The following is a 20,673-nucleotide window of genomic DNA, read 5'->3' as shown; positions in this document are numbered from 1 at the left end:
TAGTAATTTACAGATTTGTGTTGTGCTTACTGTTTCTAACTATTCGCCTTATTAAGAAGAAATACTGAAAAGCTCCGATAATTCCAACTAATAAAAAAATATTTAACAACAAGTTTGTGAAACCTTTGACGCTTAATCCCATATGTAAAATAAAAATAAATAAATATATTATTAAAAATAAATAAGCTGTAAAGTTGTTTCTAAACTTATAGGCGAAAGAAGCGAGTAAAAGAACTATAAAAAACGGGGCTGGGATAAGCAAAAAAGACAAATATCCACTTGAAATAACTGGTACTAAATATATAAAAAAATTTATTACGCTTAATACGATGTAATAGCTAAGCCAATAAGTAAATACTTTGTCTTTGTTTATTGCTAGTTTTTTATTCATAATATATTTATTTAATTTTAGTTTTCTTGTTTTTTTCTCTCCATTCCTCTATATTTTTGTGATTTCCGGATAACAAAATTGAGGGGACTGGGTATTTTTTGTTTTCCACTTCAAAAACTTCTGGTCTCGTATATTGTGGATATTCAAGAATGTTTTTTTTGCTGTGAGACTCAGATATTGAGCTTTCCTCATTTCCAAGTACCCCTGGAATAAGTCTTGTAATTGAGTCTATTAGGGTTAGTGCCCCAATTTCTCCGCCGGTTAAAACAAAATCTCCAATGGAAATTTCCTCATCAATAAAATTTGAAATTCTTTCATCTACTCCTTCGTATCGACCACAAATAAGAATAATATCCGTATAATCTGTAGAGAATTTTTGAGCAGATTGTTGATTCCAAGTACTACCCTTAGCGGACAATAGAATTGTTTTTGTTTTGCCACTTTTAACTTTTAACTTTATACTTTTAACCGCCCCGTAGAGTGGCTCAATCTTAATTAACATTCCAGCACCACCACCGTAGGGAGTATCGTCGACTGTTTTGTGTTTGTCTGTAGTCCAATCACGAAGATTATAAGTTTTGATATTAATTAAATCTTTTTCTTGAGCAAGCTTAATAATTGACTCGTTAATGTAGGAGTCAAAAATATTTGGGAAAATTGTGATTATGTGGAAATTCATAAATTAATTATATCAGATAAACAAAAAACCACGAACTAGTTAGTTGTGGTTTTTTGAGTATGTAATGTGTTTGAAATTAGATTTTTAAATCATCTACTGATGATGTGTCAATTTCTTCTTCGACTGCTGGAGCTTCTTCTGTTCTAGCTGGTCTTTCTGGTCTTGTTGAACCTTCTGGTTCAGCAATTTTTAGATTAACTCGAGCGTTGTTTTTAGCACCAACAATTTTCAGTAAAGTTCTGATAGCTTGTGCTGTTTGTCCTCTTCTTCCGATTACGAATCCCATATCTTCAGGATTGATGTTTAGAGTCAATAAAACTCCTCTTTCATCAATTTCTCTGTCGATTTTTACGTCGTCTGGATGAGCCACAATTGTTTTTACAATCATTTCTAGGAACTGTTTGTCATCTTCCATAGGTTTTTGGTTTTCTTTCTATCTTGAAATTTAAGTTAGAAAGAGCTCTTATTAAATTAATTATTATGCTAAATATAACACAATATTATTCTTTGTCAAAGTATTATTTTTTGTCTCCTTCTTTGGTTTCTTCTTTTTTATCTTCAGTAGGGGACTCTTCTTTAGCTTCTTCAATTTTTTCTTCTTTCTTTTCTTCAGTAGGAGCTGCTTTTTTAACTTCTTCCTCTTTCTTTTTCTTCCCTTTTTTTGAAGCGACTACTTTTTCTCTTTTAATAATACCGTTTTCTACTAGTAGATTATTTGCAGTAGGGGATATTCCTGAACCATTATCTAACCAATGATTGATTCTCTCTCCTTTTACAATTAACTCTTTAGAGAACGGGTTGTATGAACCTAAAATTTCTAAAGCCCTTCCGTAGGGATCTTTAGATTTTTCTGAAACAATTAGCCTGTACATGGGCTTTTTCTTTTTTCCAATTCTTGATAATCTGATTGTTAACATATTTTAATTTAAATCATTATAGTCTTTTGAAATTAAATGTTAGCTTTTTTAGGGCTAAAAGTCAATACTTAAACGGGGAGACAATCTCGTCAAACAAGAGTGACGAGGGATAATCAAGTTTTGAGCGACTTGATTCTGCCCTGTAAGCTATTTCGGTTAGAAATAGGATATTGAGCGGGTAGAGGGAATCGAACCCTCATCTTCGGCTTGGAAGGCCGACATAATAAGCCATTATACTATACCCGCCTGCGCTGAAGCTTCGGCGGGCAGGCCCGCTGATATTTCAGTTAGACGTTTTTGCTATTTTTATAATATTACAAATTAACATTTATTTCAACTACTTTTAGTTTAATAATATGGTAATTATAACTCTTATTGTCGGGGCACTGCCTGCCCGAACATTCGTGAATACGAACTGGGCGGGGGACTCGAAGGGGTGAACCCCAACAAATCAATCGAACACGTGTATGTTCTTTCCGAGATTTTTACTGCCAAGCAAGGTTTTACTAATAGTAATATTTACTCCAGGACTGAATTCTCGATACAACACACCAACTATTTAATATTTTATAGTCAGAGACTAAAAACACTAAATTGTCGGGGCGCTGGGACTCGAACCCAGGGTCTCATGCTCCCAAAGCATGCGCCTTAGCCAACTAGGCCACGCCCCGATGGATTAATCATAATTAAAACGAAAATAAAAAGAGCAATTGAAATAAAATTCGTTTCTAAATTGTGATTAAACCTGTGCCGCGAGACAGATTTGAACTGTCGACACAAGGATTTTCAATCCTTTGCTCTACCCCTGAGCTACCACGGCTCAAACACATAGCATAAAACATGTAACACGTAACATAATTTAGTATTATCACAAAACATTGTTACGTGTTGTGTCTTTTGTGATTGATGGTTGCGGGAGTTGGATTCGAACCAACGGCCTCCAGGTTATGGGCCTGGCGAGCTGCCAACTGCTCTATCCCGCGTTGTAAAACTCTAAATTCTAAAACATAAACTCTAAAAATTAGGATTTAGAATTTAGAGTTTTGGATTTACCGCCCTTGGCGGTTTTGTGGGCGTACATAGATTCGAACTATGAACCTCTTCCTTATCAGAGAAGCGCTCCCTGCCTGCCGGCAGGCAAGTAACCAGCCCCGGCTCAGTTCACCATTTACTAAATGTGGGCGATGGAAGATTCGAACTTCCGACCTCTTCCTTATCAGAGAAGCGCTCTAACCAACTGAGCTAATCGCCCATTATGATTAGTGAACTGAGGCGGAGTAAGTCTTTAGACAGTGAATATATAATAATTTCTATTACTACAAAAAAAGACTAACTCTAAATTTTAGGACCAGTCTTTTTTTATCGAAACGGTCCCATAAAACCGTAAATTTCGAGGCTAATTGGCATCAATACTCAGACATTTTCGACATTGGAGCAATTCCAAAATTTCGAAAATGTACGACCTTAGTGTTCTAAGTCATTTTATCAATGACTTCACCGATCTCCCTAGAAAGGAGGTGATCCATCCACAGCTTCCGCTACGGATGCCTTGTTACGACTTCGTCCCTATCGCCAATCCTACCTTCGTCCCTACTATGTAGAGCCTTCGGGTATTACCGACTCTCTTGACGTGACGGGCGGTGAGTACAAGACCCGAGAACGTATTCAACGCGCCGTGGCTGATACGCGTTTACTAGCGATTCCGACTTCATGAGGTCGAATTGCAGACCTCAATCCGAACTGAGGAAAGTTTTGGGGGGTTTGCTCCACCTTACGGTTTGGCGTCCCTTTGTACTTCCCATTGTAGCACGTGTGTAGCCCTAGGTATAAGGACCATGCTGATTTGACGTCGTCCCTACCTTCCTCCCACTTAAGGCGGGCAGTTTCCTATGACATATAAAACATAGGATAGGGGTTGCGCTCGTTTTCCGACTTAACGGTACATCTCACGACACGAGCTGACGACAACCATGCAGCACCTGTATAGCACCCTCGAAGGCGATCTTGTTTCCAAGACTTGCAGCTATATTTCAAACCTAGGTGAGGTTCCTCGCTTATCGTCGAATTAAACCACATGCTCCACCGCTTGTGCGGGTCCCCGTCTATTCCTTTGAGTTTTAAGCTTGCGCTCGTACTCCCCAGGCGGGATGCTTAACGTGTTAACTTAAGTAGACAGCACTGAAAGGGTCGAAACTTCCAATGCTTAGCATCCATCGTTTACGGCGTGGACTACTGGGGTATCTAATCCCATTCGCTCCCCACGCTTTCGTACCTTAGCGTCAGTATCGTTCTAGCAAGTTGCCTTCGCATTTGGTGTTCCTGCTGATATTAACGGATTTAACCCCTACACCAGCAATTCCACTTGCCTCTACCGAACTCTAGTCTGTCCATCTCTTCCGCAGCCTCGATGTTGAGCACCGAGATTTAACGAAAGATGTGACAAACCGCCTACGTACCCTTTACGCCCAATAAATCCGGATAACGCTTGGGGCCCTCGTATTACCGCTGCTGCTGGCACGAGGTTAGCAGCCCCTTATTCATTAGGTACCGTCATTGTTTCGTCCCTAATAAAAGTACTTTACACACCGAAATGCGTCTTCATACACGCGGCATTGCTCCTTCAGCCTTTCGGCCATTGAGGAAGATTCGTGACTGCAGCCTCCCGTAGGAGTCTGGGCAGTGTCTCAGTCCCAGTGGGACGGGTCGTGCTCTCACACCCGTTACCCGTCATTGCCTTGGTGAGCTTTTACCTCACCAACAAGCTGATAGGCCATAGGCTCCTCCCGGGGCGCCGGAACTTTAAGTGGGAATGTCATATGACCCCCCACTGTTATCGAGTATTATTCCGAATTTCTTCGGGTTATTCTCGTCCCCAGGGTAGATTACCAATGTGTTACTCTCCCGTTTGCCATGCTTAGTAAACTAAGCATTCAACTTGCATGCCTTAGCCATGCCGCCAGCGTTCATCCTGAGCCAGGATCAAACTCTCTGAAAGTTTTTGACTAGGTTTACTTACCTAGTTATATTATCTAATGAGATCAAATAATATAAATGTGAAGTATATTAAATACTTTAATTTGGATTTTGTTGAGTAATTGATGCCAATTAGCATCAAAATTGTTATTCAAATGTGAATGGTCGTTTAAAACGAAATAAAAACAGCGGATTTGATCACTGCTATTATTGATCGATGATAAATTGTATATACGTTTTTTTTAACGTAATTGTATATTAGATGATTTTCACTGTTGTGTCAAGGTTTTTTGTTAATAAAGTATTTATAGTTAAATATACTAATATTAGAGAATAAGGCAAAAATATAAAACTAGTATCAACAATTTGTTAACAGTTTAAAATTTTTTTCTTTATTTTAGTAAAAAAGCTAAAAATAATAATTTTTTTATCAGAATTACCTCGAAATTTTTAACTAAAGTAAAAATATTATTGCTTGGAAAGATTTTTTAAAATAATTACTAATAAAAGTATCAAAAAAATGTTATAATAATGATAAGTTAATTCAAAAAAATCTTATGTCAGATAAAAAACAAATTCTTAACTTTCCAAAAAATTTTATTTGGGGAACATCAACAAGTGCCTACCAAATCGAAGGAGGGATTACTTGCGATTGGAGCGAATGGGAAAAGAAAAGAGTAAAAACAAAAGAATTTATTGACAGCGGAAATGATCCTGATAATTTTATTTGTGGTAAAGCTTGTGATTCATACAATAGATATTCAGAAGATCTTGATTTAGTAAAAGAACTAAACTGCGGAGCTTTTAGACTTGGGATTGAGTGGGCGAGAATTGAGCCAGATGAGTTTTTTTGGAACGCTATTGAAATAGAACACTATAGAGCACTTTTAACTGAGGCCAGAAAGAAAGGAATTAAGACGGTTGTGACTCTTTGGCATTGGACCAATCCAGTATGGTTAAGTGAGCGAGGTGGCTGGGCAAATCCTTCGGTCATAAAAAGTTACTCAAGATATGTATTAAAAGTTATTGAAGAACTCGGGGGCCTGATTGATTATTGGGTTACCCTGAATGAACCATTGGTCCATGTTTTTAATGGTTATATTATAAAAAAATTTCCTCCACAAAAAAGTTCCTTAAAAGAGGCGTCAAAAGTTTTTAATAATCTCTACAAAGCACATAATCAAGCCTACGAAATGATACATGAAATATTTCCATATGCTAATGTGAGCATTACCGAAATTACAAGTTACTATGAGCCAGCGAGGAAATGGAACCCCCTTGAAGTTCTGATGGCTAAGACAATTCAATATTTAGTTAATGAAAGATTTTTGAATAAAATTAAAAAACACATGGACTATATTGGTATTGATTATTATTTTCATGACAGGCTAGTTTTTTATCCCCCCTTTAGAAAAAATCGTAACAAGGAAATAAATGACATGGGATGGGAAATATTTCCCGAAGGAATTTATCATGTTTTAATGCAATTAAAAAAATATAAGCTACCAATTTTTATAATGGAGAACGGTATTCCAGATAGAACGGACGAGAAAAGAGAGGCTTTTATAAAAGACCACCTAAAATACGTGCACAAAGCCATAGAGGGAGGAGTTGATGTCCGAGGATATTTTTACTGGTCTCTTCTTGATAACTTTGAATGGGCTGCTGGTTTCGGACAAAAATTTGGTTTGTATAGTGTGGACAGAAAAACATTTGAAAGAAAAGCAAGACCAAGTTCAAGAGCGTATGCTAAAATTTGTTTAGAAAATAAGATAGAAATTTAGATGATAGAAGAACTTGTCTATTTAGGTTTAACTTCTTTTTTAGTTTTAACTATCCCTATTTTGAGAAAAATATATTTTTCAGAAGAACGGGGTGTTTCAATAACTAGTGAAAGAAAGGGAAGATATGACTTTTTTGACTATTTAAGAGGGCTGGCAATTATCGCTGTAATCGTTATTCATATTGGAGATAGTTTTTATGTAGAACAATCTGGTAATCAAGTTTTTATAAAACTAATAAATAATATTTCTAGATTTGCTGTACCGTTCTTTTTTATTAGCTCAGGAATACTTCTGGTAAGAGGAAATAGCTTGAGGCAATTTTTTCTCAATAAGACAACAAGAACCTTTTTACCTTATTTTTTAATAACTATTATGGTTGGGGTATATTATAATGCTGGAGTATTAGAAATAATTCGGGGATTTTTTGCTGGGAAAGCAAGTCTACCATATTATTTCATGGCAATTCTTTTGCAATTTTATTTAATCTATCCTTTTTTAGTAAAATATTCAAAAAAGAAATATTTTTTGCACATCACTTTTCTAATAACCATTATTGCACTTTTTATTGAAGCAAGTTGGAGTTTTTATGGCATACCTCTTTTCCCGCGCTATTTGTTTTTGTTTGCTTACGGAATATCTCAAAAGGATAGATTTTTATCTAATAGCTTTAGCCTAGGCTTAAAGGGAAAATCTTTTTGGATAATAGTTGTTCTTTATTATCTTTTTTCTTCTATTTATTTCCAGGCCTATCTTTATAACGTTAGAATATTTTATGCTATCGCCCTTTTTAATCTCCTTTTTTTGCTAAAAGATACATTAAAAAATATCCCTAGTTATTCATTCTTTTGTTATTTAGGTAGGAACAGTCTTTGGATATATTTAATTCATTATTTTATTATCCAGTTAATTTATCCAATTGCTAAGCAAGTAAGTGACAATTTTTATTTACAATATCTTTATTTTATTGTAGTTGGTGTTCCTGTCTCGATTTTATTATCACTTGGATTTAAATTAATTTATACTTTAATAGTCAAAACTGTTAAAATTAACCCAGTTAAATAACTATGTGGATATTCATTGCAATTTCAGCTTATTTTATAAATGCCGGAGTTTACGTGGCCGACAAATTCTTGTTGTCAAAAAAGATTCATTCTTCCATTTCTTATGCTTTTTTTGTAGGGATTTGGAGTGTTTTTAATTTTCTTATTTTGCCTCTCGATTTTTGGATACCGACTTTTCAAGAATTTTCTCTAGATATCCTTGCTGGCCTTTTATTCTTAATAACCTTAATCGTCTGGTATAAAGCCCTCCATCAGAGTGAGGCGACAAGAGTTATCCCGGTTGTTGGGGCGCTTACACCGATTTTTTCATTTGCACTGTCATATATTTTCTTTGGTGAAGTGTTTTCAGAAAGGCAGTTTTTAGCTTTTATTATACTTGTAATTGGGGGAATTATGATTTCAGTTAAGCAAACAAAAATATATATTCTAAAAGAAGTTAGTGAAAAGTTTAGAAGTATTTTTGGAGACGTTCTTGGCCATGTCCATGCTCAGTACAGGCCCACAAGAAGACTCATAGTTAATTCAATGGCCTCTGCTCTTCTCTTTGCTTCTTATTATGTGTTGATGAAATATATATATTCTAGCCAGCCTTTTATTGGTGGCTTTGTTTGGTCTAGACTTGGGACGTTTGTCGGTGTTTTGTTAATGCTTTTTGTAGCAGACTGGAGAAGGAAAATTGTTGAACAACAAAAGGGACAAAAGAGCCCAAAAAATATGGGATTCTTCTTTGGGGTCAGGCTACTCGCAGCACTGGCTTTTATTCTTTTGAATTGGTCCATTAGTCTTGGCAATGTCGCGATGATAAACGCTCTTCAAGGAATCCAATTTTCTTTTTTGATAATACTTGTATTGGTTATGTCTAAAAAATATCCCAATATCCTTGACGAAGAAATGGGGAGAGGTGTAATGTTTCAAAAAGGGGTTGGAGTTGTTTTGATTAGTTTAGGACTTTATGTTTTGGTAACTTAAGACACATAGCACATAACTTGTAACACATAGGACAAATTAATGAATATTTTTTTTGAAAAAATAAATAAATATGGTCTACCGATCTTGATAGCGGGCCTTCCTCTGTATCTAGTAAGATTTAAAATTTTTGGAGTTCCAACAACTTTACTTGAGCTAATGTTTTGGTTTGTTTTTTTATCTTGGTTTTTTAACAATTTCAAGTCTATCAAAGAGAGAATAAAAAATAAATCGAAAATTGAAAATCGAAAATCGAAAATTGGCATATACCCCTTTAGTATTCTAATCATTTTGTTTGTAATATCTAGTTTTATTGCCTTGACGATGAGTGGTTTTTCTATCACTGCACTCGGGATTTACAAAGCATATTTTATAGAAGCAATTCTTTTTTACGTTTTAGCTTTTAATTATTTTAAAAACAGAGAAAATAGAGAAAAGGTATTTTGGGCCCTGGCTATATCTGCTTTTGTAATATCAGTCTTTGCGATTTATCAAAAAGTAACAGGCAATTTTATCGTCAATCCTTTCTGGCAGAATGAAGCCACAAGAAGGGTAACTTCATTTTTTCTTTATCCGAATGCATTAGGACTATACCTCGGACCGATCACGACTCTTTTGTTTTTTTTATTGGTAAAAAAAACAAAAGAGTTAATTACGAATTACGAATTACGAATTACGAATAAATGGTTTAATTTAGAATTGCTTAAAATAATCTTTTATCTTTTCACTTTTATCTTTTCACTTTTATCTATCTATTTTGCAAAAAGTGAAGCAGCCCTAGGCGCTATTTTAATTTCGATATTTTTCGGGTCGTTATTTATTTCAAAAAGATTTGCGATTGGGTTTATATTATTGGGGCTTATTTCTGGGGTAGTTATTTTTACAAATACAAACCTAAGGACATTTGCCTTGGAAAAGATCCAGCTTAAAGATTTTTCTGGTGAAGTTCGAAAACAGCAATGGAGAGAAACTACGGAAATGTTAAAAAACAATGGGGCAATTTTAGGGGTTGGATTATCTGGATATCAAAAAGCAGTAAATCCTTATCATCAAGAAGGAATATTTTTTAATGAATCACGTGATCCAGATTTTAGAAGAAAGATAGTAATCTTTGATGATAAATATAGAGCCGAACATTGGCGACCGGTTGAAGTTTATATGTATCCCCACAATATAATTCTTAATTTTTGGGTTGAGCTTGGATTACTGGGAGTAATTGCTTTTTTTGGTCTTGTGATTCAGTTTTTTTATTTTGGAGCGAAATTAATTCAAAATTCAAAATTCAAAATTCAAAATTCTTCTTTAAAAAATAATAAAATATTGATTATCGGAGTAATGTTTTCAATGGTGGAAATACTTATACACGGCATTGTCGATGTTCCATATTTTAAAAATGATTTATCATTTTTGTTTTGGTTAATATTTGCTATGATGGGTGTGTATTGGGTTGAGTATAAAAATAGCAACAGGAGGTAATTTCACATTAAACGCACTAAACAAATAAAATATATAAATGAAGATACCCGTCTTGACGTCTTCGACATAAGGCCGGGTACTTGCTCGCACGCAAGCATGAAAATAGTCTTACAAAAATATATCGCAGATTCTGGACATTGTTCTCGCCGTCAGGCAGAAGAGCTTATTCGGAGTGGAAAAGTATCTGTAAACAAGAAAAAGGCTGAGCTTGGGATGAGAGTAGGTGAAAGGGACGATGTTTTTATAGGAAATGAAAAAATTGGAGAAAAAAAAGAGCATATATACATTATCCTAAACAAACCAGTCGGCTATGTATGTACAACCAAGAAATTCAAAGGAGAAAAAAATGTTTTTGATTTAGTTAAAACAAATGAGAGGCTTTTTATTGTTGGAAGACTTGATAAGGATAGTCAGGGATTGGTGCTTCTAACAAATGATGGTGATTTAGCACAAGAGATGACCCACCCAAGCTTTGAGCACGAGAAAAAATATATTATAGAAGTAGATAAGGCGAGAAAAGACATTCAGGAAATTGTTAAGAATTTTCTGAAAGGGGTTGATATCGGGAGAGACCCTTCGACAAGCTCAGGGCGAGGAGATGGAATAGTTTGGACAAAGAACGCAAAACATTTAGGCGGGAAATTGTTTGAAATTATTTTAGTTGAAGGGAAGAAAAGACAAATCAGACGAATGTTTGCAACTCAGGGATTGGAAGTTAAAAGATTAACTAGGATTTCTCTTGGGAAATTAAAACTTAGTAAACTGGAAAATGGGAAATGGAAAAATATTAATAAAAATCAAATAATATAAATATGCAGGATATTGTAATTAGTGATAAAGAGGAATTTGAGAGAAAAAAAGAAAGAATAGCAATGGATGGGCTAAAAAATCTTTTTGTTGTTAGTGATTTTGACAGAACACTCACAAGCGCTTTTCACGGAAATAAAAAAGTATCAAGTTTAATTGCAATTCTAAGAGAAGGAGATTATCTAGGAGCTGAATATACAAAAAAGGCAACTGCTCTTTTTCAGAAATATCATCCATTTGAAATTGACATGGAAATAAGCTTTGAAGAGAAAAACACAAAAATGAATGAGTGGTGGGGAAACTATAACGAATTATTTGTTGAGTACAGACTTAGTAGAAAAATAATAAATAAAATAGTTGAAGAAAGAAAAGTTGGTCTCAGGGATGGATCAAAACAATTTATAAAGAACCTAAATAAAAGTAATATACCCCTACTAATTGCTTCAGCCTCAAGTCTAGGAATGGTAATTGATGATTACTTGGAAAAAAATAATGTATATTTTGATAATACAAAAATATTAACAAACTATTTTAATTTTGACGAAAAAGGTGTTGTGGTTGGAGTGATTGACCCAATTGTCACAACAACAAATAAATATTTAGTTATAAACGAACACTTAGCTGAAATTGAAACAGTAAATAATAAAAATAAAAACGTATTATTGCTTGGGGATAATTATGAAGACGAAAAAATGGCTAATGGATTTCACTGCGCAGATATTATGAAGATTGGTTTTTTAAACGAAGAAGTTGATGAAAATATAGATAATTATAAAAGGGCTTTTGACGTAGTTATTTTAAATGATGGTAAAATGGATTTTGTTAATGAGTTTATTAAAGATTTGTCATAAAAAAGGCGGCCAATAGAGACCGCCTCGGTGTTAATAGGGAAAAGTGAGAAATGAAATGATAATTAAAAACGCAAGCAAGAGATATAGGGGAGCACTTAGAATAGCTTCTGTCGAAATTTTTTTAAGATAGTTGTCTTTTGTTTCGGAATATTCCATATTTATACCTCCTTTTAGAATGATCAATATAATTTTATTCTATCATAGAAAATAGTTTTGTAAATGGAGAAATGCCGGAGCGGTTGAACGGGACGCTCTCGAAAAGCGTTGGACCTGAAAAGGTCCCGAGGGTTCGAATCCCTCTTTCTCCTCAGAGAAAAAGGGGTGAGGACCCTCTAGTGTGGTGAGTATATGGAAATAAAAATGCAGTGCTTCTAGGCAAAAATATACAAAGATAAAATTATCATTTACGATTGATTTGTTGGGATTTATCCCTTCGACCTGCCCGAAATGCCGTTTACGAATTTTATCAATAAAATAAATATATTTGGAAAAATTTTTATTAATAAATAAAGTGTTAAAATCGAGGCAGGCGGGATCCCTCTTTCTAATAAAAGAAGCCCTAATCGTTGTTGGCGACTAGGGCTTAAAAGAAGGAACTTAGTAAATTGAAACATCTTTTATTTTAGATAGCGGGATCTCAACATACTCATTATGACAACCTTTGCCAATCAAAGTCCCCTCAAGAAAATTAAAATAATTAGCATGGACAACTATGGTCCTGTTATTGAATTGTTTAACACGTATTCGTTTTTCAGAGACGTAATAAACAGATAGTTTTTTAACAAGATCCAGTATTCGGTCATCTTCAGTTTTCTTTGGTGGGTAGATAACATTGTAGTTTTTAAGATCAGTTCCATGGTTTCTATAGAATGTTCCTTTCCCAACAGCCAAAATTGCCTTTTGAGCGCTTTCATTGAAGTCATCGAAACAAGATGATGAACAGCCCACGTCAATTTGAGATTTTTTTAAGTCTGTAGAATCAAGTAGTAGTTTCATTTTTTCCTCCTAGAGTTAGTAAGACATTCCTACACACAAGACTGAGTTGTAAAAGTATTTTAGTGAAATGAAAGAACAAGTAATCCATATGATATTGATACAAAATACTAACATAAATAAATTTTATTGCAATAGTATTTATAACTTGTCTATTTTTGTGATACTATGTAGGTATAAGAAATAACGATAAAATATGTACGATGCAAGTAAATATAAACCAATATTTGACCAGCTAAAATTAGATAAGCCGATTATTATTTTTGACCTTGAAACTACAGGTCTCATCATGACAATGGACAGGATAATTGAAATTGCCTATATTAAAATTTTTCCAAATGGAAAGGTCGTGAAAGAAGATATATATTTGAATCCAGAAATGAAAATATCTGAAGAGTCTATGGCCGTTCACGGAATAACGGATGAACAAGTTGCAGATAAACCAACATTCAAAGATAAGGCTCAAGAGTTTTGGGATATTTTTGCTAATAGTTATTATGGAGGATTCAATGTGATTGGTTTTGATCTGCCTCTTTTGAAAAGAGAATTTGTAAGAGTTGGTATGGATTTTGAATATACAAATGATGACATAGTAGATTCTAAAACAATTTTTCATGAGATGGAAAAAAGAACTCTTTCAGCTGCTTACAACTTTTATTGCGGGAAGGAACATGTTGACGCTCACAATGCATTGGCTGATGTAGAAGTTTCGGCAGAGGTTCTAATTGGTCAGATTGAGCAATATAAAGATATTTTAGATTGGGAATTTATAAACAAAATTCACAATAATTCAAATTCGGATAGATTCGTTGATAACGATAGAAAATTTTATTGGCGAGATGGAGAGGCGTATTTCTCTTTTTCAAAGTTTAAAGACACTCCATTGAAGAAAGTTGCAGAAACTGAAACCGGCTTTTTAAATTGGATTATCGGAGCTGATTTTTCTGAAGAAACAAAAGACATTGTCAAGAAGGCATTGTCAGGAGAATTTCCTAAAAAAAAGGCCGTGGATAGTCACGACCTTAGTTAATCTATTCTGTTAACCCCGTATGGAATTTACTGCAGTAGATTATTTTTTTAGTTTTTGTAACCATTCGAGTATTGCATCTAAACCCCATGAACCATTGGGATGGCACATATGAATTTTCCTCGTAGGTCATTCTATCAAGAAGTTTTTTGCCAGGACAATGTGGACATTTGCCAATTTCTTCAGTTATGATATTCAATTATTCCTACTTTGGTAATGTAAAAAAGAGCAAATGCTCTTTTTTATTTTGTAGTTGATTCGTTTAGGGCTTGATGTAATCTTGATTTCTTTCTGTCTTTGGTGTTTTTTTTGATTACTCCTTTCTGTGCTGCCTTATCAAGACTCTTTAATGCTGATTGAACTAATTCTCCAGCCTTAGGGTCATTTGCTTCAATAGCCTTTTTGCTTCTTTTTATTAGGCTCTTTGCAGTATCTTTTATTTTTTTGTTATACGCTTCATTTGTAGCGTTCTTTCTAATTTCTTTGTTTGCTGATTTTGTGTTAGCCATATAGCTTTTTGGTAAACATTAATTTCTAAAATTCACGTAAATGTGAGAGCGATGAAAATATATTAACACAAAGCTTAGTTTTTTTCAAGTGTATTTTTTTGTCTAAATTTATAGAGAAAATATAGAGAAATAATAACAATTAAGATACTTACTATCTGAGGAAGTCTAAGTCCAAACATCTCGGGTGTTTTGTCTATACGAATAAATTCGGTCGTAAATCTTAATAGTGAATAGAGAAGTAGGTACACAAAAGTTAATACTTCTAACTTAATTTTCTTAAATTTCAAGATTAGATAATTTAGATAAATCAATATTAAGAAAATAAGCAGATTCCCGATGCTCTCGTATAAAAACGTTGGGTGAAAGTAGGTAACACCAAGATAGTCAGGAGGAAGACGAAAGGGGTTGATAGGGATGCCCCAGGGGAGATTTGTTGGCCTACCAAAGAGTTCTTGATTGAAATAATTTCCCCAACGACCAATTGTCTGGGCCAGTGCAAGGCTAGGGACGATGATAGAAGTAATTTTTAGGAGCGAGAGTGAGTGTTTTTTAGAATAAAACCAAATTGTAAGAAGTCCAGCAAAAATAGCACCATGAATTGCAATGCCTCCATTCCAAAGCATAAATATTTGCAAAGGATTGTCTAGATAATAGGGAAGTTCAAGAAGAACGTGATAAATACGAGCACCAATGATAGAGAAAATAATAAGCCAGAAAGATAGATCAATTATCTTGTTCTCGTCAATTTTATATAATTTAGCTAATTTTAGTGTCAAAACTATCCCAAGCATCATACCAATGACAATAAAAACCCCATACCAGTAAATAGTAAATGGTCCCAGACTGAGTAACACCGGGTTTGGAGTGAAATAATGTAAAAAGTTTAAACTAGACATCTTGACAAAATTAAGAAATTATGCTATTGTTAGAATCAGTACCTTGAAATTTCGGCGATAAAATAATTATAGCAAAAAATAGCAAATCTTTCGAATATAACTTTTAAAACTTCAAATGAAAAGGAGTTCGAGATGTTGAATCTAATATTGTCGGTTTGTTTAATGGGGTCATTGGGATATATTTATGTTCTTCATAAAAGAATAAGTCACATGAAAAGGGAAATGGGAATTGACCCATTAACCGGAATTCCAGACAGGAGATTTCTCGAAACACAAGCAAAGAGATGTGTTGAGCTAGCAATGAGGAGGAAAGTTTCATTTGCCTGCCTCGCGATCGACCTAGATAAGTTTAAGATGGTCAATGACACAATGGGGCATCAGGTTGGCGACGAGGTCCTAAAGGACGTTGCTAAGAAGCTTCAGGAATGTTGTCGTGAAACAGATTATGTCGCTAGAATTGGCGGCGATGAATTTGTTCTTCTCGCTCTAGGTGAGAATGAAGAAGGACTGAAAATACTTTCGAAAAGAATAAAAGAAAATGTTGAAAAAGTAGCCAAAAAACACATGATTCCAAGCGAATACAATTTTGGTGTAAGCGTTGGTATTAGTGTTTATGGTGAAAATGAAAACCATGGGTTTTCCGGAATGTTCAAGTCTGCTGACGACAATCTATACGCAGAAAAAAAGTTAAAAGATCGTCGGCACAGATAAAATTTATAACGCGTATTCAATAATAAAATTGAATACGCGTTTTTTCTTTGTAACAACGTTAGACCTCGGAGGTCTTTAAGGACCTCCGAGGTCTAGATTCGCTTAGTAGTGCTTTCTTGTTTTTTGAGGCAAGCCTGCTATAATTAAAGTATTAAATTAATTATTAATATTAGTTACCCGTCTTGAAATCTTTGATTTAAGGCCGGGTACTGACTCACACGTCAGTATGAAAAGAATATTTTCGGGAGTACAACCAAGTGGTGAGCTACATTTAGGCAATTATCTCGGAGCAATAAAACAATGGGTTGAAATGCAGGATGAATATGAGAGCATTTTTTGTGTTGTTGATTTGCATGCCATTACCGTAAAACAAAAGCCAGACGAACTTAGAAAAAAGATAATTGAAATAGCAAAAATATATTTAGCATTTGGAATTGATCCAAAAAAGTCAGTTATTTTCCAACAATCAGATATTTCAGAGCATGCTGAAGTAGCTTGGATTCTAAATACAGTTGCTAGGATGTCTGATTTGAATAAAATGACCCAATTTAAAGACAAGGGGGGTGAGAGTGAGAACATAGGAGTGGGCCTTTTTGATTATCCTGTTCTTATGGCTTCTGATATTCTTTTATATAATACAGACGTTGTTCCTGTTGGTGAAGATCAGAAACAGCACGTAGAACTTGCTCGTAATTTAGCGAAAAGATTTAATCACCAATTTGGAAAAACATTTGTTGTTCCTGATGTTAGCATTCGCAAAGAAGGGGCTCGTATAATGGGCTTAGACGACCCATCTAGTAAAATGAGCAAAAGCGCTAGCTCCGAGCTAAATTATATTGCTCTAACTGACGACCCAGAAAAAGCAGTTAAGAAAATTATGAAAGCAGTTACTGACACAGAGGCAGTTGTAAAATATGACAAAGAAAATAAACCAGGAATATCTAATCTCTTAAATATATATCATTTACTTACGGATGAGAAAATTGAAGATATAGTTAAAAAATATGAAGGAAGGGGTTATGGTGATTTTAAGAAAGATTTAGCTGAAATTGTGAAAAACTTTTTGATTGATTTTCAGGAAAAATATAATAATATCAGCGACGGGGGAGTAAGAAATATTCTAGATGCAGGAGCCAAGAAGATAAAACCAATAGCCCAGGAAACATATTTAAAAGTTAAAAAAATAATGGGAATAAAATAATATGAACCTAGATAAATTTTTTGACAACATAGAACATACCCCAAGCTATCTTATAAAAAGAAATTTTAATGATTTGCTTCGCTATAAATCAAAATATAAAAACCTCGATCAAAAAAACAAGGATTTACTTTTTGATTTAGTAGAAAAATATATAGACAAAAAAAAGAAATATCACAGAATTAATTCCACAACGATAAGGCTCGAAATGAATAGTTTGAGAAAAAATATGGTGAAACTAGATTTAACTCTTGATGACCTGAAAGACTTTGAAGAAATTTTAAAAGAGTTTACTAAATAAACAATCCTACATATAAAAAAAGCATCGATTTGATGCTTTTTTGTTATATAGTTTTAAAATATTTATGGTCCAGTCGAACTGTTTAGTGCTCCAAAAACAAAATAGGTGATAGCATATGACGAAACAATAATAATCAGCCCAATCATAGCTCTGAATATTGTTGTTCTTGCTTTTGTAACCTTTTCTTCGTTTCCTCCAGCAGTCATCCAATTATAACCTGCCCATATAATAAGAATTATAAATATAATTCCTAGAAAGCCAAGAAATACTTTTATTATTGATGCTATTATGTCGGTTGCTGTTGTATCTGAAACATCAGTAGTGAGTCCAGTCGAGCCAACAAATGCTTGAGTTTGAGCTTCCATTGCAAAAGAAATCTTATAGAAACTCAAAGCACTAAAAGAAAAGAGAAAAAGAAATATTTTTTTTATTTTAAGAAGTTCTTGCATATGTTTTATTCTACCGTTTTAACTACTCTTTCAAAAATGAAAAACCAAATTGCATATGATGAAATAATAATTATTAAACCTATTATAGATCTATAGATTGTTGATTTTGCTTTAGTTAATTTCTCTTCATTCCCTCCAGCTGTCATCCAATTATATCCTGACCAAATCATTAGAACTATAAAAATTATTCCAAGAAATCCCAAAAACACACCTATCAAAGTTCCTAGGGTTGAAGCGAATGTTGTATCTGAAACTGTTTCAGAATAACCACCTTGAGTAGCGACGCTTGTTAATCCTTCCATGGGATTTGCAAATACAAAATAAGGAAGAGTGAGAACGCCTATTAGGAATATAGCGACGAAGATGTGTTTTAGAATTTTTGTCATATTTATTTAACTTATAGATTCTGTAATTTTATTGAGTGTGGTTGTTTCTTGAAGAGCTCCTTCTTGAAGAGAGCTTAGAACGAAGAATGATATAGAATAAGCAGACAGAACAATAACGAGGCCAATTATGGCGGTGGTTATCATCGATTGTGCTTTTGTGACTTGCTGTTCATTCCCAGCAGCAGTCATCCAGAGATATCCAGCGTAAATTAACAATATTAAAAATATAATTCCCAACAAAGAGAGTGCTGCCATGATAATTTTCCCGATCATTGAGTCAAAAGTATTTGTAGAATCATATCCTGCACCAGACGCAACGGTTTCCAATACTCCTCCATATTGAGGGCTAGTAGATGGTTCATCGCTTTGCGGTGCTACAAAAGCATCCTGAAGATTTTGTGCAAAAACAGGAGTGCTCATTAACACAAAGCTCGCAATTAATAAAATAAATAATTTTGTAAAATATTTTTTCATAAGTTTAACTAATAGATCTACCGACGAAGGCAGTAATCGCATATGCAGCGAGGACTATAAAAAGCCCAATAATTGCTCTTGTGATAGTATCTTTTGCCTTTTGGGCTTCTGTTTCATTTCCTCTGGCTAACATCCAAGTATAACCAGCGTATATTATTAAAATAATAAATATAATTCCTACAAAACTTAGGAGTATTTTAATTGCGTTTCCAATCGTATTTGAAAACAGGCCACTTGCTTGTTGGGATGTAACTATCTCGTGGCCAGTGCCAGCACCAGCCTCTGTTAAACTCGTATTGAATTTATCAATAGCCAAAGCAGGACTATAACACATGAAGATGCTAAAAAAAATGAAAAACGTACTAGCTATAATTGTTTGAATATTTAGTTTCATTTTAATTTGCTAAACTATTTCCCACAAATGCAGTAATTGCGTATGCCGACATGATGATAACGAGCCCAATAATAGCATCGTACATTAAGTCCTTTGCTTTTTTAACATCAGCTTCATTCCCACGAGCCAGCATCCAGGTAAAACCTGCATAAATTATTAAAATAAGAAAAATTACACCGACGAAAGAAAGGACATAGCCAATAACCTTTCCGACGGTTTGTGATATAGAGCTACCCTCTGTTATGTGACTATCAAACCCTTCTTGAGCAGTTGTGTTTAATCCTCTCTTTGCACTATCTAAAGCGAGAGCGGAATCAGCAATAAATCCAGAGAATAAAAAGAAGGCCATGATTATTATCAGTAAATGTTTTATTGAAAATATTTTAGACATAGCCTTCTTTTTATTTATTTGAGAGTTTAAGCAGTGGCAGTTACTAGAGCATTCATTACAAATGTAGCAATACCGAATGCAGCCAAGATAATGATTAAACCGATAACACCGGCTGACATCATATCTTTAGCACTTGATACTTTATCATCATTACCAGCAGCTGTCATCCACAGGAAGCCAGCATATAGGATAATTAAAACAGCGATAATACCTAGAAATCCAAGAGCCACACGAATTACAGAAGCTGCGATTTCACGAGGGTCTCTATTCCCTAGACCTGTTTCTGTTTGAACATTAGTCTGGATACCCGCGTTTCCCCAGAGATCACCAGCTGTTAAGTCCCCAGCTGAAACCACTGGAACAAAAAGGAATGCTGGAATGATAAACATTGAAAAAACCATTAAGGATATAATTGATTTTGCGACCCTATTTTTTAGAGAGAACATAGTTTGTATATTTATTAATAATTAAAAATTTCCAAGTAAAACTTGAATTATTGTTTTCACTATTCTATCCACAATATTTATGGACAGGATAGTGAAAACCAACGAGGTTTTCACTAATTAAAACTAGCTTTAATACACTAAGCAGTGGCAGTTACTAGAGCATTCATTACAAATGTAGCAATACCGAATGCAGCTAAGATAATGATTAAACCGATAACACCGGCTGACATCATACCTTTAGCTTGACTTATTTTGTCTTCATTACCAGCAGCAGTCATCCAAAGGAATCCGGCGTACAGGATAATTAAAACAGCGATGATACCTAGGAATCCAAGCATAACCCTAATTACAGCAGCTGCGATTTCACGTGGGTCTCTATTACCTAGACCAGTGGTGTCTGAAACAGTGTCGTAAATTGCATCATTACCCATTAAATCATTTGACACTAAAGGACCTGTTGCATTAGCAGGAAGCGCTACTACAAAAGCAGGGACCAAAAGCATCATGATCACAGCAAAAGCTGTAAGGTTTTTTAAAAAGATTTTTCTCATATTTCACCTCCCTTCTAAATATAAGATTAATTATTAACATTG

At 34.3% G+C, this 20,673-nt stretch carries 24 protein-coding genes, 7 tRNA genes and 1 rRNA gene; 11 read left to right on the top strand and 21 right to left on the bottom strand.

Annotated elements, in window-relative coordinates; genetic code table 11:
- Window positions 1-7 precede the first annotated feature (7 nt).
- The 11 genes from PF572_05705 to PF572_05655 form a co-directional block, all read right to left on the bottom strand.
- Window positions 8-391: a hypothetical protein gene (locus tag PF572_05705; protein ID MDA3840555.1), complete on the bottom strand. Its 384-nt coding sequence runs from the start codon at window positions 389-391 to the stop codon at window positions 8-10.
- A gap of 7 nt (window positions 392-398) precedes the next feature.
- Entirely contained in the window at window positions 399-1,070 is a 672-nt protein-coding gene (gene trmD, locus PF572_05700; GenBank protein MDA3840554.1) for a tRNA (guanosine(37)-N1)-methyltransferase TrmD, read from the bottom strand.
- Window positions 1,071-1,146: 76 nt separating this feature from the next.
- Window positions 1,147-1,485: a KH domain-containing protein gene (locus tag PF572_05695; protein MDA3840553.1), complete on the bottom strand. Its 339-nt coding sequence runs from the start codon at window positions 1,483-1,485 to the stop codon at window positions 1,147-1,149.
- Between the two features lie 103 nt (window positions 1,486-1,588).
- Window positions 1,589-1,987, bottom strand: coding sequence for a 30S ribosomal protein S16 (gene rpsP, locus PF572_05690; GenBank protein MDA3840552.1), 399 nt, complete (start codon window positions 1,985-1,987; stop codon window positions 1,589-1,591).
- Between the two features lie 173 nt (window positions 1,988-2,160).
- Window positions 2,161-2,233 (bottom strand) — tRNA-Gly (locus PF572_05685).
- 351 nt (window positions 2,234-2,584) lie between these two features.
- A tRNA-Pro gene (locus PF572_05680) sits at window positions 2,585-2,658 on the bottom strand.
- Between the two features lie 77 nt (window positions 2,659-2,735).
- Window positions 2,736-2,807 (bottom strand) — tRNA-Phe (locus PF572_05675).
- An 87-nt stretch (window positions 2,808-2,894) separates the two neighbouring features.
- Window positions 2,895-2,970, bottom strand: a tRNA-Met gene (locus tag PF572_05670).
- Window positions 2,971-3,057: 87 nt separating this feature from the next.
- Window positions 3,058-3,139 (bottom strand) — tRNA-Ile (locus tag PF572_05665).
- 26 nt (window positions 3,140-3,165) lie between these two features.
- Window positions 3,166-3,239 (bottom strand) — tRNA-Ile (locus tag PF572_05660).
- Window positions 3,240-3,497: 258 nt separating this feature from the next.
- A 16S ribosomal RNA gene (locus tag PF572_05655) occupies window positions 3,498-4,982 on the bottom strand.
- A gap of 535 nt (window positions 4,983-5,517) precedes the next feature.
- Between PF572_05655 and PF572_05650 the strand changes: the two genes are divergently transcribed.
- The 7 genes from PF572_05650 (at window position 5,518) to PF572_05620 (ending at window position 12,213) form a co-directional block, all read left to right on the top strand.
- Window positions 5,518-6,744 carry a glycoside hydrolase family 1 protein gene (locus PF572_05650; GenBank protein MDA3840551.1) on the top strand — a complete coding sequence of 409 codons (1,227 nt, stop codon included), beginning with the start codon at window positions 5,518-5,520 and terminating at the stop codon, window positions 6,742-6,744.
- A complete protein-coding gene (locus PF572_05645; GenBank protein ID MDA3840550.1) occupies window positions 6,745-7,806 on the top strand; it encodes an acyltransferase in 1,062 nt (353 codons plus the stop codon). It abuts the gene before it with no gap.
- Window positions 7,807-7,808: 2 nt separating this feature from the next.
- Window positions 7,809-8,774, top strand: a complete 966-nt coding sequence (locus PF572_05640; GenBank protein ID MDA3840549.1) for an EamA family transporter — start codon at window positions 7,809-7,811, stop codon at window positions 8,772-8,774.
- Between the two features lie 39 nt (window positions 8,775-8,813).
- A complete protein-coding gene (locus PF572_05635; protein ID MDA3840548.1) occupies window positions 8,814-10,247 on the top strand; it encodes an O-antigen ligase family protein in 1,434 nt (477 codons plus the stop codon).
- A gap of 96 nt (window positions 10,248-10,343) precedes the next feature.
- Window positions 10,344-11,057, top strand: coding sequence for a pseudouridine synthase (locus tag PF572_05630; protein ID MDA3840547.1), 714 nt, complete (start codon window positions 10,344-10,346; stop codon window positions 11,055-11,057).
- Between the two features lie 2 nt (window positions 11,058-11,059).
- Entirely contained in the window at window positions 11,060-11,905 is an 846-nt protein-coding gene (locus PF572_05625; protein MDA3840546.1) for a hypothetical protein, read from the top strand.
- 221 nt (window positions 11,906-12,126) lie between these two features.
- Window positions 12,127-12,213, top strand: a tRNA-Ser gene (locus tag PF572_05620).
- A 289-nt stretch (window positions 12,214-12,502) separates the two neighbouring features.
- Here the strand turns inward: PF572_05620 and PF572_05615 are convergent.
- Complete coding sequence (locus tag PF572_05615) at window positions 12,503-12,901, bottom strand: hypothetical protein (protein ID MDA3840545.1); 399 nt, start codon at window positions 12,899-12,901, stop codon at window positions 12,503-12,505.
- 193 nt (window positions 12,902-13,094) lie between these two features.
- Between PF572_05615 and PF572_05610 the strand changes: the two genes are divergently transcribed.
- Window positions 13,095-13,928, top strand: coding sequence for a 3'-5' exonuclease (locus tag PF572_05610; GenBank protein MDA3840544.1), 834 nt, complete (start codon window positions 13,095-13,097; stop codon window positions 13,926-13,928).
- A gap of 239 nt (window positions 13,929-14,167) precedes the next feature.
- Here the strand turns inward: PF572_05610 and rpsT are convergent, their stop codons facing one another.
- Both rpsT and lgt read right to left on the bottom strand, forming a co-directional pair.
- Window positions 14,168-14,434, bottom strand: coding sequence for a 30S ribosomal protein S20 (gene rpsT / locus PF572_05605; GenBank protein ID MDA3840543.1), 267 nt, complete (start codon window positions 14,432-14,434; stop codon window positions 14,168-14,170).
- A 74-nt stretch (window positions 14,435-14,508) separates the two neighbouring features.
- Complete coding sequence (gene lgt, locus PF572_05600) at window positions 14,509-15,330, bottom strand: prolipoprotein diacylglyceryl transferase (GenBank protein MDA3840542.1); 822 nt, start codon at window positions 15,328-15,330, stop codon at window positions 14,509-14,511.
- A 132-nt stretch (window positions 15,331-15,462) separates the two neighbouring features.
- On the opposite strand from lgt, the gene PF572_05595 reads away from it, so the two are divergent.
- The 3 genes from PF572_05595 (at window position 15,463) to PF572_05585 (ending at window position 17,540) form a co-directional block, all read left to right on the top strand.
- Window positions 15,463-16,041, top strand: coding sequence for a GGDEF domain-containing protein (locus PF572_05595; GenBank protein MDA3840541.1), 579 nt, complete (start codon window positions 15,463-15,465; stop codon window positions 16,039-16,041).
- A gap of 226 nt (window positions 16,042-16,267) precedes the next feature.
- Window positions 16,268-17,242: a tryptophan--tRNA ligase gene (trpS, locus tag PF572_05590; protein MDA3840540.1), complete on the top strand. Its 975-nt coding sequence runs from the start codon at window positions 16,268-16,270 to the stop codon at window positions 17,240-17,242.
- 1 nt (window position 17,243) lies between these two features.
- The gene (locus tag PF572_05585) at window positions 17,244-17,540 is read left to right on the top strand and encodes a hypothetical protein (protein MDA3840539.1); all 297 of its coding nucleotides are present in this window, start codon (window positions 17,244-17,246) and stop codon (window positions 17,538-17,540) included.
- A gap of 62 nt (window positions 17,541-17,602) precedes the next feature.
- On the opposite strand, the gene PF572_05580 is transcribed toward PF572_05585, so the two are convergent.
- From PF572_05580 to PF572_05550, 7 genes are all read right to left on the bottom strand, one after another.
- On the bottom strand, window positions 17,603-17,989 hold the full coding sequence (locus tag PF572_05580) for a hypothetical protein (GenBank protein MDA3840538.1): 387 nt from the start codon (window positions 17,987-17,989) through the stop codon (window positions 17,603-17,605).
- 5 nt (window positions 17,990-17,994) lie between these two features.
- Window positions 17,995-18,375, bottom strand: a complete 381-nt coding sequence (locus PF572_05575; protein MDA3840537.1) for a hypothetical protein — start codon at window positions 18,373-18,375, stop codon at window positions 17,995-17,997.
- Between the two features lie 6 nt (window positions 18,376-18,381).
- Window positions 18,382-18,849 (bottom strand): hypothetical protein, encoded by a 468-nt coding sequence (locus PF572_05570; GenBank protein ID MDA3840536.1) that lies wholly within the window; start codon window positions 18,847-18,849, stop codon window positions 18,382-18,384.
- A 4-nt stretch (window positions 18,850-18,853) separates the two neighbouring features.
- Window positions 18,854-19,243 (bottom strand): hypothetical protein, encoded by a 390-nt coding sequence (locus PF572_05565; protein MDA3840535.1) that lies wholly within the window; start codon window positions 19,241-19,243, stop codon window positions 18,854-18,856.
- Window position 19,244: 1 nt separating this feature from the next.
- Window positions 19,245-19,634 carry a hypothetical protein gene (locus tag PF572_05560; protein MDA3840534.1) on the bottom strand — a complete coding sequence of 130 codons (390 nt, stop codon included), beginning with the start codon at window positions 19,632-19,634 and terminating at the stop codon, window positions 19,245-19,247.
- Between the two features lie 26 nt (window positions 19,635-19,660).
- Window positions 19,661-20,080: a hypothetical protein gene (locus tag PF572_05555; GenBank protein ID MDA3840533.1), complete on the bottom strand. Its 420-nt coding sequence runs from the start codon at window positions 20,078-20,080 to the stop codon at window positions 19,661-19,663.
- A 137-nt stretch (window positions 20,081-20,217) separates the two neighbouring features.
- Window positions 20,218-20,631 (bottom strand): hypothetical protein, encoded by a 414-nt coding sequence (locus PF572_05550; GenBank protein MDA3840532.1) that lies wholly within the window; start codon window positions 20,629-20,631, stop codon window positions 20,218-20,220.
- Between the last annotated feature and the right edge of the window lie 42 nt (window positions 20,632-20,673).

The organism is Patescibacteria group bacterium (assembly GCA_027858235.1).
Taxonomy (GTDB): Bacteria; Patescibacteriota; Patescibacteriia; order Patescibacteriales; family BM507; genus BM507.
This window is presented reverse-complemented; position numbering and strand designations above follow the sequence as displayed.

Bases quoted from the DNA above. Each gene is read 5' to 3' on its own strand.
- PF572_05645 (MDA3840550.1), top strand. From the start codon at position 6,745: ATGATAGAAGAACTTGTCTATTTAGGTTTAACTTCTTTTTTAGTTTTA.
- PF572_05630 (MDA3840547.1), top strand. From the start codon at position 10,344: ATGAAAATAGTCTTACAAAAATATATCGCAGATTCTGGACATTGTTCT.
- rpsT (MDA3840543.1), bottom strand. From the start codon at position 14,434: ATGGCTAACACAAAATCAGCAAACAAAGAAATTAGAAAGAACGCTACA.
- PF572_05635 (MDA3840548.1), top strand. From the start codon at position 8,814: ATGAATATTTTTTTTGAAAAAATAAATAAATATGGTCTACCGATCTTG.
- PF572_05595 (MDA3840541.1), top strand. From the start codon at position 15,463: ATGTTGAATCTAATATTGTCGGTTTGTTTAATGGGGTCATTGGGATAT.
- PF572_05585 (MDA3840539.1), top strand. From the start codon at position 17,244: ATGAACCTAGATAAATTTTTTGACAACATAGAACATACCCCAAGCTAT.
- PF572_05565 (MDA3840535.1), bottom strand. From the start codon at position 19,243: ATGAAACTAAATATTCAAACAATTATAGCTAGTACGTTTTTCATTTTT.
- PF572_05555 (MDA3840533.1), bottom strand. From the start codon at position 20,080: ATGTTCTCTCTAAAAAATAGGGTCGCAAAATCAATTATATCCTTAATG.
- PF572_05625 (MDA3840546.1), top strand. From the start codon at position 11,060: ATGCAGGATATTGTAATTAGTGATAAAGAGGAATTTGAGAGAAAAAAA.
- PF572_05640 (MDA3840549.1), top strand. From the start codon at position 7,809: ATGTGGATATTCATTGCAATTTCAGCTTATTTTATAAATGCCGGAGTT.
- PF572_05580 (MDA3840538.1), bottom strand. From the start codon at position 17,989: ATGCAAGAACTTCTTAAAATAAAAAAAATATTTCTTTTTCTCTTTTCT.
- PF572_05650 (MDA3840551.1), top strand. From the start codon at position 5,518: ATGTCAGATAAAAAACAAATTCTTAACTTTCCAAAAAATTTTATTTGG.
- PF572_05550 (MDA3840532.1), bottom strand. From the start codon at position 20,631: ATGAGAAAAATCTTTTTAAAAAACCTTACAGCTTTTGCTGTGATCATG.
- trmD (MDA3840554.1), bottom strand. From the start codon at position 1,070: ATGAATTTCCACATAATCACAATTTTCCCAAATATTTTTGACTCCTAC.
- PF572_05575 (MDA3840537.1), bottom strand. From the start codon at position 18,375: ATGACAAAAATTCTAAAACACATCTTCGTCGCTATATTCCTAATAGGC.
- trpS (MDA3840540.1), top strand. From the start codon at position 16,268: ATGAAAAGAATATTTTCGGGAGTACAACCAAGTGGTGAGCTACATTTA.
- PF572_05570 (MDA3840536.1), bottom strand. From the start codon at position 18,849: ATGAAAAAATATTTTACAAAATTATTTATTTTATTAATTGCGAGCTTT.
- PF572_05610 (MDA3840544.1), top strand. From the start codon at position 13,095: ATGTACGATGCAAGTAAATATAAACCAATATTTGACCAGCTAAAATTA.
- lgt (MDA3840542.1), bottom strand. From the start codon at position 15,330: ATGTCTAGTTTAAACTTTTTACATTATTTCACTCCAAACCCGGTGTTA.
- rpsP (MDA3840552.1), bottom strand. From the start codon at position 1,987: ATGTTAACAATCAGATTATCAAGAATTGGAAAAAAGAAAAAGCCCATG.
- PF572_05695 (MDA3840553.1), bottom strand. From the start codon at position 1,485: ATGGAAGATGACAAACAGTTCCTAGAAATGATTGTAAAAACAATTGTG.
- PF572_05615 (MDA3840545.1), bottom strand. From the start codon at position 12,901: ATGAAACTACTACTTGATTCTACAGACTTAAAAAAATCTCAAATTGAC.
- PF572_05705 (MDA3840555.1), bottom strand. From the start codon at position 391: ATGAATAAAAAACTAGCAATAAACAAAGACAAAGTATTTACTTATTGG.
- PF572_05560 (MDA3840534.1), bottom strand. From the start codon at position 19,634: ATGTCTAAAATATTTTCAATAAAACATTTACTGATAATAATCATGGCC.